Annotated in this window: 8 protein-coding genes, 2 tRNA genes and 2 pseudogenes; 10 read left to right on the forward strand and 2 right to left on the reverse strand. The window is 50.9% G+C overall.

Annotation, left to right across the window (positions count from 1 at the left end):
• The first annotated feature begins 292 nt into the window (after positions 1 to 292).
• Both EDM54_RS22205 and EDM54_RS22210 read left to right on the forward strand, forming a co-directional pair.
• A tRNA-Ile gene (locus EDM54_RS22205) sits at positions 293 to 369 on the forward strand.
• Between the two features lie 40 nt (positions 370 to 409).
• Positions 410 to 485 (forward strand) — tRNA-Val (locus tag EDM54_RS22210).
• A 125-nt stretch (positions 486 to 610) separates the two neighbouring features.
• Here EDM54_RS22210 and EDM54_RS22215 read toward each other — a convergent pair.
• Positions 611 to 1,504, reverse strand: coding sequence for a tyrosine-type recombinase/integrase (locus tag EDM54_RS22215; protein WP_371862627.1), 894 nt, complete (start codon positions 1,502 to 1,504; stop codon positions 611 to 613).
• Positions 1,505 to 1,507: 3 nt separating this feature from the next.
• The gene (locus EDM54_RS27415; protein WP_371862628.1) at positions 1,508 to 1,789 is read right to left on the reverse strand and encodes an Arm DNA-binding domain-containing protein; all 282 of its coding nucleotides are present in this window, start codon (positions 1,787 to 1,789) and stop codon (positions 1,508 to 1,510) included.
• Here EDM54_RS27415 and EDM54_RS27115 point away from each other — a divergent pair.
• From EDM54_RS27115 to EDM54_RS22250, 8 genes and pseudogenes are all read left to right on the forward strand, one after another.
• Positions 1,728 to 2,117: pseudogene (locus tag EDM54_RS27115) on the forward strand (multidrug ABC transporter ATP-binding protein); the annotation flags it as partial. The gene EDM54_RS27415 and the pseudogene EDM54_RS27115 overlap by 62 nt on opposite strands.
• Before the next feature lie 230 nt (positions 2,118 to 2,347).
• Positions 2,348 to 3,049, forward strand: coding sequence for a response regulator transcription factor (locus EDM54_RS22220; RefSeq protein WP_122958796.1), 702 nt, complete (start codon positions 2,348 to 2,350; stop codon positions 3,047 to 3,049).
• Positions 3,046 to 4,518 carry a HAMP domain-containing sensor histidine kinase gene (locus EDM54_RS22225; RefSeq protein WP_122958797.1) on the forward strand — a complete coding sequence of 491 codons (1,473 nt, stop codon included), beginning with the start codon at positions 3,046 to 3,048 and terminating at the stop codon, positions 4,516 to 4,518. Before EDM54_RS22220 ends, EDM54_RS22225 begins: the two co-directional genes overlap by 4 nt.
• Positions 4,515 to 5,627: a LolA family protein gene (locus tag EDM54_RS22230; protein WP_005829180.1), complete on the forward strand. Its 1,113-nt coding sequence runs from the start codon at positions 4,515 to 4,517 to the stop codon at positions 5,625 to 5,627. The genes EDM54_RS22225 and EDM54_RS22230 overlap by 4 nt, the downstream gene beginning before the upstream one ends.
• Positions 5,628 to 5,631: 4 nt before the next feature.
• The gene (locus EDM54_RS22235) at positions 5,632 to 7,353 is read left to right on the forward strand and encodes a M56 family metallopeptidase (RefSeq protein ID WP_122958798.1); all 1,722 of its coding nucleotides are present in this window, start codon (positions 5,632 to 5,634) and stop codon (positions 7,351 to 7,353) included.
• 449 nt (positions 7,354 to 7,802) lie between these two features.
• Positions 7,803 to 8,564: pseudogene (locus EDM54_RS22240) on the forward strand (transposase); the annotation flags it as partial.
• A gap of 48 nt (positions 8,565 to 8,612) precedes the next feature.
• On the forward strand, positions 8,613 to 11,174 hold the full coding sequence (locus EDM54_RS22245; RefSeq protein WP_122958800.1) for a winged helix-turn-helix domain-containing protein: 2,562 nt from the start codon (positions 8,613 to 8,615) through the stop codon (positions 11,172 to 11,174).
• A gap of 221 nt (positions 11,175 to 11,395) precedes the next feature.
• Positions 11,396 to 12,447, forward strand: a 1,052-nt coding sequence (locus EDM54_RS22250; RefSeq protein ID WP_183189177.1) for a leucine-rich repeat domain-containing protein, incomplete at its 3' end; no start/stop codon positions are given.

Genomic DNA, 12,447 nt, shown 5'->3' on the forward strand with positions numbered 1-12,447 from the left:
GCGTACCACAAAGTCTCCGCATATACACAAAGCCCTCGGCATTGCCTACTGGCAACAACAAGGGCTGAAAAGCTTAGTGCAACGATATTCTCAAATTCGTCAAGCTTGGTGAACCGCCGTATACCGAACGGTACGTACGGTGGTGTGAGAGGACGGGGGTTAGTCGCCCCCTCCTACTCGATCAGGGTTTTTGATGGTGGTAAAATTTTTTAAAAGAAATTTTGTTTTTCCTCTTGAAATCGGAAAAGAAATCCTGTATATTAAAACATGTGATCGACGTCCGGTACGATTCGGGCCCTTAGCTCAGTTGGTCAGAGCGGTCGGCTCATAACCGATTGGTCGTAGGTTCGAGTCCTACAGGGCCCACCATTGAACGTATGTGGTGAAGTCACAATAGCAAATATCCCATGATCCGGTAGCTCAGTTGGGAGAGCACCATCTTGACAGGGTGGGGGTCGCTGGTTCGAACCCAGTCCGGATCACCATATAATGAATGCTGAAACCCTTGGTAATCAAGGGTTTTTCTTATGTCTCCGACCTTCCACCCTGACAACATAGTGCCTCCACGTTGTCGCTTGACAACATTTTGACAACCTTTATTAGACTAAAGTCATTTTGAGCGTTTCTGCTTCATCATTTTTTCGAAGTTGTCAGCCGCATCTTTTTGCATGTCCGGCATGACATGACTGTACACGTCCATTGTGATCCCCACACGGCTGTGGCCCAGGCGTTCTGATACGACCTTGGGATGCTCCCCCATCTGCAGCAACATGGTTGCATGCGTATGGCGCAGATCGTGGAAGCGGATGGGAGGCAGGCCGCTTTTCTTGGTGATCCGCTCGTAATGCCTGAGCAGGTTTCGCGGGTCTTGTGGGCGCCCGTCATCGTAACAGACAACCAGATCGTGGTCCTGATAGCCCTCACCGTACTCGAAACGTAATTTGTTCTGTCGAGCTTTATGCCGCTTCAACTCCTGGAGCACAAATTGCGGAATAGCAATCCGTCGCTTCGCGCTTTTGGTTTTGGGCTCCTGAAAGATAATTCCCTGGTTGGACGGGCGGTAAAGCGTCTGCTGCACGCTGATTTTCGCTTGGTCAAAGTCAATGTCCTTCCAACGTAAACCAAGGATCTCTCCGCGGCGCATTCCTGTATAAATGGCTAGTACAAAAGCAATGTAATACTTGTCCTTTTCAGCTACGGACAAGAAGTGATTCGCCTGCTCTGGTGTCCACGTCACGATCTCCTTTTGGGAAAGGCGCGGAGGGTCAACGCTGTCCATGATGTTTTTGGGGATGAGCTGCCATTTTACCGCTTGGTTCATGGCCTTCTTTAAAACGGCATGGATATATTTGATGTAGTCAGCAGACAAATCTTCCTTTTGCAGCTCAGTCAGATACTTCGTCACATGGATCGGGGTGAGCTTGTCCAGCTCAATCTTTCCAAGAGCCGGAATGATTCGGCTGTTAATAACCGTTTCGTGATTGGTGTAACTTGACGTCCTCAAGGTCTATTTGGCGTGATTTTCCAGCCAAAACTCCAGGTAACTGGCAAGGGTCTGTTTCTTGGAGATTACCAGCTCCCCGGTTTCGTATTTGGTAATCATTTCTGCGCAGGCGCTTTCTGCCTCTTTTTTTGTTTTGAAACCTGACCGGGTGATCTGCTTACGCTTGCCAGTCTCTGGATCAGTTCCTAACGTGATGGCAAATGACCAGGTTGATCCCCGCTTTGTATGGGAGGCGGCCAGACGAGCCCGGTTTGATGGGTTCATCCGCGAGCAGGAGCAGGGCATGGACACGGTAATCGGAGAGAGAGGGATGAAGCTGTCCGGCGAGAAGAACTAGTGGCTGGCGTGCCTGCATGTTCTTGAAGAACCCGCCGGTTCTGATTCTGGACGAAGCGACCTCGACGCTCAATATCAAGACGGAGTGGTCGATCCAACAGTAGCTGGCCGAACTCGCGGCGGGTCACATCATGCTGGTCATTGCCCATCGTTTGGCGATGATCAAGGACACTGACTGGATCGTAGTGGTGACGTAGGGGGAATCGCTGAACAGGGGGAGCATGAGGAGCAACTGGCGCTAGGCGGCGTTTACAGTCGCAATTTGTATAAGCCCTGAAAATGAAAAATAGTCCTCCCGCCGGATGCTTGCCCATAACTTGCTGAAAAAGGCGGCGGTGGATTAAAAATAATGGTGTTAAAAACGCGCACGACATCAAACGGAGGCCGCTTGTATACATTTTACGCGGTTAGGGAAATTTCGGACATACGGATTAATTATAAAGAAAGTATATAATTTGCGATGATCAAAACCTGATATGTTACATTGGGACACAGGAGGGAGCATTCATGAAGGGCAGCCTGCTGCTGGTAGAAGACGATCCGGAAATCGCCCGCGTTGTTCGCGATACGTTAAGGAGGGAAAACTATCATGTGACGTGGTCGACTAGCGGTCTGGAAGGGTGGGAAGATTTTTTAAAGCAATCTTACGATCTTGTGCTCGTCGATCTGATGCTGCCGGAGATGGACGGGTTTGACCTTTGCAAAAATATTCGCTGGAAAAGCGACGTCCCGATCCTGATCATCAGCGCACGCAAAGAAGACGAAGTCAAGGTGAAGGGCCTTCATCTCGGCGCAGACGACTATTTGACGAAACCGTTTAGCCTGGCGGAACTTAAAGCCCGCGTGGAGTCGCTGCTTCGCCGGTGGCGGCGTTACAAAGGGCAACCGGTGCCGGAGAACGAAACCGAATACATGGGCGGCCTGACCTTGTATTGGGATCGGCAGAAGGCTGAACTGGGCGGCTCCGAAATTGCTTTGACGGCCAAAGAATTCGATTTGCTGAGCGTGCTGGCGCAGCATCCCGAAACGGTCTTTTCCAAAAGAGAATTGTACCAGCACGTTTGGCAGCAAGCGGACGCGGCAGGATTGCATACCGTCACGGTCCACATTAAATCGCTTCGGGAAAAGCTTGCCGACCCGGTGAAAAACCCGCGGTTTATCCAGACCGTGTGGGGAAAAGGCTACCGGTTTATCGGTGAACCGCTATGAAAATCAAAACGTGGCTGTTGCTGTCCTATTTTATCGTCATGATTCTCCCTTTGACCGCCGCGTATGTCCTGTTCGTCTGGGTTCAGGCCTATCATAAAGATTTGAATGTGGAAGAATACGTGCAAAAACAGGCTCATTTGCAATACTTGATCTCCGTTTTGGACGATCCGAAATGGTATGAAATAAACGCGGAACGTGCGCAAGTTGAAAAGCTGATTCAACCGCAGGTTTCGATCGTTCTCTATAATCGCGACGGTGTTGTGCTCTACACTTCGGATCGTTTGCGCGTTTCGCCGCAATTTTCACTTGGCAGGAAACAATTGTACGAAAATCTGTATTCCCTGCAACAAGGCTACCGCGCATACGGCTACAAGCAGCCAGTTTTTTCAGGCCCCGAACTGGTCGGGTTTTTCGACATCCAATTGAGCCGCGACGAATGGGTTTCGGGCGTATCGCAGCGCGGTTGGCTCTTGGTCGGCGTTTTTATAGGCTTGTTTACGCTGATCTACTTGGCCGTCGTGAGGGGGGTCAATCGCAAGTTAAACAGCAGATTGACTCATTTGATGCAGCAAATGACCGCTTTCGCCAAAGGGGAAACCGTCCAGGAATTGCCCGAGGGGAAAGACGAGATCGGACAATTAACCGGACACTTTCACAAAATGCGCAGGCAAATCGAGGCTGCAAGAAAAAAGCTCGCGCAAGAGCAGCGGGAAAAAGAATTCATGATTGCGGCCATTTCCCATGACTTGAAAACGCCGCTGATGTCGATTTGCGCTTATGCCGAGTCGCTGGCTTCGGAGCAGGAGTTGTCCGCGAGCGAGCGGGAAGAGTACCGCGGAATTATCGTCGAGAAAGCCAACCACATGAAACAGATGCTGGACGATTTATTGATGCATACCTTGCTGCAGTCGCCTACCTATGAGATCGAACTGGTGGAAGTGGACGGCGGTGAATTTTTCGACATGCTGGTTTCCGATTATGAGCTGTTGTGCAAAGAAAAACATATCCAGCTCCTCGTTCGCAGCGATGTGAGTGGAAATGTCCGGGTGAACCCGAATCAAATGATCCGCGTCGCGAACAATCTGATGAGCAATGCGCTGCGGCATACGAAAACGGGAATGCGGATCTGGCTTGCGGCCGCTTCGTCGGATCGCCTCCCCATGGAGTGGCTGTTCAATTTCGTGAAAGAAGAGGCCCGGTTGGATACGCCGGACAGCGTATTTTTTATCGTTCAAAATGAAGGAGAGGGCATTGCGCCAGACAAGCTTCCGCACGTGTTTGATCCGCTTTATCAGGCAGATCCGGCTCGAGGAAAACAAGCTGCCCGCGGGGCCGGCCTTGGACTTAGCATTACGAGGCGAATTTTGGAGAAGCATGGCGGCGACGTTGCGATTTACTCCAAGGAGAATATCGGAACCTGCGTAATCTGCCGCCTGCCCTTAATGAACGAAGAAGGTGAACGGACATGACAAAGATAAAGAGAAAAGGATGTTTGGGCTTGATCGGGCTGATGATGGTCGGACTTTTCGGCTGTTCGTCCAACCCGGACTTTTTACCGGAACAAGTTCTTCAACATGCGCTGGATCGATCGCATGAACCTAGCGCGCATTACGTCGAAGTTGAAATGAAAACTACCGATGGGACAGGAAAAGAGCCGGAGCTGATCCTCATGAAAGAATGGGTGAGCAAGGACGGCAAAAGGCGGACCGAGGCGGAGGCTCAGGACGGAAGCGCGAAGACGGTTACCATCCATGACGGCGCCCGGCTGATCATCTATCAGCCTGAGCTCAAGCAGGCGATGGTCAGCGATGATCCGGAACTGCTCCAAATCGGACAAACGTCGCCGAAAAAGCAAGTCGAGCAACTGCTGCAAATGATTCAGCAAACCCATGAGATTTCCGCCCGCGGGGAAGAAGAAATTGCCGACCGAACAACGTACCGGGTCATGGCCAAGGCGAAAGACAGCACCACGTTGTTAGGGGATCAGGAACTGTGGATCGACAAGGAAAATTGGATGGTTTTAAAATCGGTTTCGACATCCGGCAACATTCGAACGGAAACAACATACACCAAAGTGGAGCTGAATCCGGATATTCCGGCCGATACGTTTGCGCTTGAACTTCCCGAAGACGTTGAAATTCAAGATTTGAACGAAATGAATTCAACCCGCGAAATCACCATGGAGGAAGCGGTTGAGAGCATTGGAAAAACGTTTCTCCATATTCCCGAAAAGGACGGACTCGCCATTTCCCGCATCGAATTGACGGAATTGCAAGGCGAGCTGAAACGAAATGAGGTGAATCTGGATTACCGGAAGGACGGGGTTCCTTATTTCACGATGTCCGTATTTCCGTCTCAGGAAGATTCCGAAGGGGAAGAGCAATCCGCGGCCCTTCCCGGCGAGAAACCTGTCAAGATTCGCGGCCAAGCAGGGGTATGGATGAAAATGAATGATTTCCGTTCGCTCGTTTGGCAGGAACAGAGGCTGAGCTACTCTGTCCTGTTTATCGATCCTAATTTGTCGCTGGATGAGTTCAAAGCGCTGGCGGATACGATGATTCCTGTTCAAAGGGGGTGAAGGGATGAACATTTTGCCCAATAATCTGGCCATGATATCGGTCGTTGCGCTGGCCGTCATCATGAACGTCGTTTCGGTCTGGCTGCCGAAAAAAGCCGCAACCGCTGCGAAAATTTTGTTGGCGGTAGCGGCGCTGACCGGGTTGTTCGTCCGCTTGCCGGTTGGACAGGCGATACTGCTGACGGCCATCGGCGCCCATGCATATGCCGCTTTTTCGGAGTTGATCGATCGAAACAAACGGGAGATGCGAATGGCGCTCCGGCAAAAACTGCAGGAAGTCCGGGCGGTCGAAATCGTTCAGCGCAAAGATGCGAGGCGATTGGCGGCGGATGTCGCGTTGACCGGCTTGGTCAGTCTGGGGGCGCTGCTGTTTTTTGGGCTGGCGCCTGAGACCTTTGCGGCATTGAAGGTGTTTATCGTCTTTATGATGATTTCCGTATCGATACAGACGATAGAACGGGCGGCGAATTTTTATTCCGTCCGCCTGTATTGGCTTCCGGAGGAGGAACATCTTGTCGTGCTGTCCCGGTTTCAGCCGAGGGATTTCCCGCTCCGGGAATTGAAAGAGGCAAGCGTCTGGTCGTCTCCCGACCTGCTCAGGCTGCATCCGTTTTTTACGTTCATGTCTTCACATCAGGATTATACCCGTTCGTTCGGACAAGTGCTGAAGCTTTCGTTTCCCGGGGAAACGATTTACTTGTCGCCGGATAACGCCGTTCATTGGCACCGGCTCCTTGCTCCTTTCGCTTCCGCTTCGGACAGAACCGGCGGGAAAGAGAAAAAGGTGCTGCCTTTGTGGCACCCTGCCGTGCTGAAACGGTTGTTTTGGAAAGGTTATTATGCCTCAACCGTTAAAGGCGTTTCCGCATATACCGGACTTTTGGCGATATTGCTTTGGCTTAAAGCGCCGGCATGGGCTGTCGGCCTGTTCGTCTTGTTATGGTGGGGTTTGAATTTTTACGTTTCGGATCGGGTGTTAATCGCTGCGACGGATGCCGAACCGATCACGGAAGGGGAAATTTTTGAGCGGGCGCAAACGATTTTCAGAAAAGCCGGCATTCCCCATACCCGCCTGTTTTCCGTCGATTCGCCGGATTATAACGGCTTTGCCGTCGGGATGAATATCGGACGCGGCGCGATTATGCTGACGACAGCTACATTGCAATTGCCGTCCCCGTCCGTCGAAGCGATATTGGCCCACGAAGCGGCCCATATCCGCAAGCGCGATGTGTTGACGAATCAGCTGGCGCGGTTTCTTTTTATCGGCTTGCTGGCCGGCATGGCGTATCTGTTTTTCGATCAACTGAAGTGGCTCGCGGAAAATTTCAAAATCGCGATGTTTCTGTTGGTTTACGTTTTCGCGTTCGTTTTCCCCATGTATCTTTCCTTTATCGCTCAGTGGACGGAAGTGAGAGCGGATTTTACCGGCGCAACCTGGCTTTCCGGGGGAGCTGCGCAGATGGGGCAAGGATTGACGGAATTGGCGGCCGCCCTGGATCGCGATCTCGAGAAATCCATGGCGCACCGCATGGCCGACGGCCGTTCGTCGACGGGCCGCGCTTCGAGTCTGGAACGGGATTCGTGGCTCTGGAGATTTCTCGAATTTCAATTCATGGCCCACCCGCCGTTGTATTGGCGGATCAACAGTCTCGCTCGCAGCGGAAATTGGCGCGAAGCGAGAAGGCGCTGGCTGAAGGACCGATTCAAGGAATCGCTGCCCAGCTAACCGGTCGGCGATTCCCCGCCGGCACCCATGATCCGATATCGACGGCGGGGTGACTTATCCGCATGAATGATAGCCGGGAGGCGAATTGGGCGACCGTATCCATTCGCTTGCGTTAATTTGGGGCGTTGCGACAAATGGACTCATCCATTTTTCGAAAATGGTTTGGGTTTAGTTGTGGTGCGCCTTTTTTTTGTTTTGGGCAGCCTGTCCAACTAAAAACCATCCTGAAAAAGGAGCTATTCCTGTAATGAATTAATTTGCGGTTTGAAAAGAAAAAGCGCCTCCTGTATGCTGGGTCTCGGAATGGTCACATTCACTGCCCTAATTAGGGGCTGCTGAACAGATAAAAAATACTGTAGCCACAAGGGTTTTGCCTCGTTTTCATCGAAATCATGTGCAAGGAAATCGGCGATTTTCCTTCAAATTCCTTGCACATGGAGCGGATATGGATGTACGAATATATCTTTCATCGTGAAAACCAATTGCTTCTCCCCGATGATTTCTTCTTGCCGTTTGGCGGCAAGTTGAATAAGGAAAATCGCTGGGTCAAGTTGGCTCGGTTGGTACCGTGGGCACATGCAGAGAAAAAGTATGCCAAGTCCTTCCGCAAATCGTTTCGTGGACAAAAAGCGGTTTCCATACGTGTCGCACTTGGGGCGCTTATCATTCAGGAACGCTTGAAACTGTCGGACCGTGAAACAGTCCAGCAGATTGTCGAAAACCCGTATCTGCAATATTTCATCGGGCTGGAAGGCTATCAGGATCATCCACCGTTCCACCCGTCGCTCATGACGCATTTTCGCAAACGTCTGGGCGAGCAAGTTCTCCGCGAAATCAACGAGATCATCGCGGTCGAGGCCGCCAAATCGACACCAGATTCCGACCGTGACGATGAACCGAAATCCGGTAGAAAATCCAAAGGTAAACGTACGTCCAAGCGTCACTCAACATCCGAGGAAGATCCGAACCAGGGTGTCTTGTTGCTGGATGCCACATGTGCCCCGGCGGATGTGGCGTACCCAACCGATTTGAACTTGCTGAACGAGGCGCGTGAGAAACTGGAGGAGATCATCGATACGTTACATGCTCCACAGATTGGTCGTGCCCGCAAACCACGGACTTATCGGGATCAAGCGCGAAAGGAGTACCTGGCCGTGGCCAAACAACGTCGTGCAAACGGCAAGGTGATTTGTCGAGCGATCGGCAAGCAGCCCCTAAGTAGATATTTGGTAAGATGATAGGGAAGGAGGGAGCAAACCGTGATCATAGCCACGAAACTTCATATTCCCCGATCACGAAGCCCGCTTGTTGTTCGTTCCAGACTCACCCATCGTTTGCATGAAGGGCTGGATCGTGCACTTACCTTGATCACAGCGCCTGCCGGGTATGGCAAAACCACCCTGCTGGGCGAGTGGGTGACGACGCTGGAAAAGCCCGTCGCCTGGGTCTCTCTTGATCAAGCGGATAATGATCGCATGCGTTTCTGGGCACATACCATTGCGGCGCTTAAACAGGCCTATCCGTCTTTTGACGAACAGGCTGTGCTTCGTCATGCCGTGGAAGATCCATCGGGGTTCTCACTGATTGCCACGCTCGTCAACGGGCTTCATCGTATACCGCAAACGACGGTGCTCGTATGGGATGACTTTCATCACATCGAGGAAGCGTCCATATTCAAGGGAGTCACTTATCTGCTGGAACGCTTGCCGTCACATGTTCATCTCTATCTCGCAAGCCGAAACTTCCCATCGTTGCCCCTCTCGAGAATACGGGCGGGAAATGGGTTGAACTGGCTGGATGCGAGAGATCTCCGCTTCTCTTCGGATGAAACGACTGAATTTTTTGCGAAGTGCGGCGGTATGGACATGGCCATCGAAGACGTGGCTGTCGTACAAAAAAAGACGGAGGGATGGGTAGCGGCGATGCGATTGGCGATCTTATCGTTGCATGAACATGCTGATCCCGCATCGCTGGTCCGGAAGATGGCGGGAACGGAACGTGACATATCGGATTATTTTTTCGATGAAGTGTTATCCTATCAGTCTGAAACGATGCAGCAATTTTTGCTGCAAACGTCGATTTTAGATCGGATGACGGGCGAACTTTGTGAGGCGGTAACTCACATAGCCGAAAGCGATGCCTACCTGCAACAGTTAGACAGGGAAAGCTTGTTTCTTGTGGCTCTGGACGAGCGTCGGGAGTGGTACAGGTACCATCATTTGTTTCAGCAGTTTTTGAAGGCGCACCTGAAAAGGCGGGAGCCGCGGCGATGGCAAACCCTTCACATGGCAGCGGGAGAATGGCTAGAAGCGAACGGGTATCCTCGTGAAGCGGTGAATCATTACCTGGCGGCTACCAGTTACGAACATGCGCTTTCATTAATAGAGGCGATTACACCAGAGCTGATGGCCAATGAATGGACGACGCTCTGCACGTGGCTCAGCGCTATTCCCGATTCACTGTTATTTGCTAGGCCGATGATGCTTTTGACAAAGCTCGCTTCCCAGTACATGTCCGGGCATGTCGAAGCGGCCACAGTCGGGTATTGGCGAGCGGTTCGCAGGCTGGAAGAGGACACAGCTTCCCTTCATCCTTCTGAAGCCGAAACATTGCATGCCGGACTCGCTTTTCTGACCGCATTTCGCACGTTTTTGGATCGGGATTTTGAATATGCCGTTCAATTTTCAAAGGAATATGTCGAGAAACAACCGGAAGGCAATCTCTTCATTGGATTCGGAAGCGACCGGGATGGCTATCATCCGCTGTGGGACATCTATGTGTCGGATGACGGCCTTCGACTGGCGGAACAGGTGGTAACGCCCTTGCTGTCGATTTGGTCCGGAACCCGAAACGTGTATTTTGTTGCTCATCTGTATATTGACTTTGGGAAAATGCAGTACGAACGAAATCGCTTGGTCGAAGCGGAAAAGGTGATGCGCCAAGCCTATGATATTGGAAGAACGCATCATAATATAAGCCTGATGACCATCGCGGCGCTATGGCTTGCTCGCATTGCCGCCGTGCAGGGAGACGAGGAGATGGCAGACGACAGATTACAAGAGTTAGCCAAACTAGCGTCTGTGAAGGCGAATCCCAATTTGTCCGGGAAAATGGCCTTGTTCCGAGCCATGCAAGGCTGGATGCGTGGGGAAGAGAAACCGATGAGACAATGGCTGAGAAAGAGCGGCTTGCGATTTCAGGATGAGATTCCGGTATCCATGATCAAGGAATATGATCTGCTGGCTGCTATACTGGCAGAGCAGGGAAAAATCGAGGAAGCTGCATCTTTAACGGAGCGTCTCCTCTTTGTTGCTGGAGAAACAAGACGGCAAAGCGATTACATTCGCCTTCTCGTTCGTAAGAGCAGAATTTTTTTTCTTCAAGGAAGGATTACAGAATGTATGGATGTATTAGAAGAAGCGCTTGCATTGGCGTGGCCCGAAGGATACATCCGAACCTTTGTTGACGAAGGGAATGCCTTTGGGCAAATATTGGATCGATATATCCGACTGCGTCAAAATCAACATCGCCGCCCCAGTCATAAGGTGCCTTTATCCTACGTGAAACGATTGCTCAGACTGTTCCCGCCACTTGAAAAGGAAGCCAGCATTCCCCCAGAAAGAACGGCGGTTGCTTTAACAGCCAAAGAACAATGTGTGCTTCGTTTGATGGGAACAGGGATGTCCAATAAAGAAATAGCACTGAAACTGAATGTTTCCCTGGCAACCATAAAAACCCACATTAACAATATCTATGGGAAATTACAGACGAATAATCGATTGCAAGCGCTGGAACGAGCCAGAACACTACAGTTGTTCTGACCCGTTCCTCTTTTTTTGTATAAATCATCTCCACCTCCCTGCTCAACCTTTTTGATCTTTTGTGCCAGGCAGGGTTGATCACAAAGGGATTTGGAAGTTAGTATAATGAGTTGGATAAAGCTATGAAGTGAGGGCAGGAGGATGATGAGGAGATGAATGTTTTAAAGATAAGGCAAATGAACATACCGAAGCGTTACAACGTGACCAGGATTGGTTTACTCATGCTGACTATACTTTTCGCATGGTTGGGTACAGACACTAAAGAGGCAACAGCAAGTGAAAGTGATTATGAATATCAGGAGATTGCCGGTGGTGTAGAGATTACGAAATATGTGGGCACGGCGAAAGATATAACGATTCCGGATACGTTAGGCGGTAAGGGCGTTATACGAATAGGAAATACAGCTTTTCGTAATAAAGATCTGACAAGTGTGACGATTCCGGACAGTGTGACGACCGTCGGGGAATCCGCATTTGCATCCAATCAACTCGAGAGTGTGACGATTCCGGACAGTGTGACGAGTATTGGGAGGTGGGCATTTCAAAACAACCGACTCAAAAGTGTACAAATCGGGAACGGTGTGACGAACATCGAGACTTCCGCATTTGCATCCAATCAACTCGAGAGTGTGACGATTCCGGACAGTGTGACGAACGTCGGACATTACGCATTTAAATCCAATCAACTCGAGAGTGTGACGATCCCGGACAGTGTGACGAACATCGGGGATGGGGCATTTGATGACAACCAACTCGAGAGTGTGACGATCCCGGACAGTGTGACCAGCCTTGGGGAGGGGGCATTTCGAAACAACCGACTCCAAAGTGTACAAATCGGGAACGGTGTGACGAACATCGAGACTTCCGCATTTGATGACAACCAACTCGAGAGTGTGACGATCCCGGACAGTGTGACGAGTATTGGGGGGTGGGCGTTTCGAAACAACCGACTCAAAAGTGTACAAATCGGGAACGGTATGACGATCATCGGGAATGGGGCATTTGAAAACAACCAACTCGAGAGTGTGACGATCCCGGACAGTGTGACGAGTATTGGGGGGTGGGCATTTCGGAACAACCGACTCCAAAGTGTACAAATCGGGAACGGTGTGACGAACATCGGGACTTACGCATTTGCGATCAATCCCCTTAAAGTGATCATCGGGGAAATTGAATCTCAGGCACAAGACTATGCCCAAAATAATGACATTCTATTTCTGAATTTCGATCCATGGAGCAGCGGCGGACAGGAGCAAAAGGAAGCGGCGACGAC

Source organism: Brevibacillus borstelensis, from assembly GCF_003710865.1.
GTDB lineage: Bacteria > Bacillota > Bacilli > Brevibacillales > Brevibacillaceae > Brevibacillus > Brevibacillus borstelensis.